Here is a 1,008-nt window from a genome sequence, read left to right on the forward strand (position 1 = left end):
GTCCGGGGAGGGGGATGAAGGTGCGGAGGGGCAGGGTGAGGCCGGGCTGAGGGGCGGGTGCGGGTGCGGGTTCGGTGGCCGGTTCGGGCTGGGGCTCGGTGGCCGGTTCGGGTTCCGGGCCGGTGGCGGCTTCGGGGTTATCGCTGGGCGCAGCCTCGTGGCTGGGTGCGCCCGGCGCGGCATGGGTGGGTGCGCCGGGCGCGGGTACGCCGGGTACGGGTACGCCGGGTGTGGGTGCGCCAGGTGCGCCGGGTACGGGTGTGCCAGGTGCGCCGGGTGTGGGTGCGCCGGGCGCGGGGTTGTGTCCGGGTGTACCGGGTGCCGGGGCGGCCGGGCCGGTGCCCGGTGCGGGGCACCCAGCGGCCTGCGGGACACCGGGCACGGACTGCCCGCCGGTCCCGACACTCGGCTCGCCGGGGCGGCCTTCCGGATCCGCCGGGCCGGGTAGCAGCCCCGGGAGCAGCCCGGGTGCGGCGCCCTCGGGTTCTGGCGAAGCCAGCGGGCCCGGCAGCAGACCCGGCAACCCCACCCGCGGCATCGGCGCCGGAACCGGCACCACACACCCATCCACCACCGGCGGCGGCGCAGGCGGCGGGCAGAAAATGCCACACGGAATCGGCGGCAACCCCGGAATAGTGATCATCACCTGCACCGGCGGCGACGGCGGCACCGGCACCGCCGGTCGCGGCGCCCGCCCCGGATCCGGCACCCGCGGCACCACCACAGCGGTCATCTCCGACGACGGCGGCACCACCCCCGCCGTCCCCGGCGGCACCAGATCCGGCGGGATCCGCACCTGCGTCGGCGACCCCCCACTGCGATACGCCGCCGACCAACTCAACACATTCCCCGCATACGCCAGCGAATGGTTGTACCGCAACACCGCCCGCAACTCCTGCGCCGGATCCCGCAGATCCAACCCCCCCGAACACAAATACTTCCCCGCCGCCAACGCCGCATCGAACACATTATGCGGATCAGCCACCCCGTCCCCATTCCCATCCGCCG

Annotated in this window: 1 pseudogene; it reads right to left on the reverse strand. The window is 75.2% G+C overall.

Annotated features, from left to right (window positions below):
* Nucleotides 1–985 (reverse strand): annotated as a pseudogene (locus ACWPXK_RS33015) (hypothetical protein); the annotation flags it as partial.
* Nucleotides 986–1,008 lie beyond the last annotated feature (23 nt).

The organism is Nocardia sp. Marseille-Q1738 (assembly GCF_965283145.1).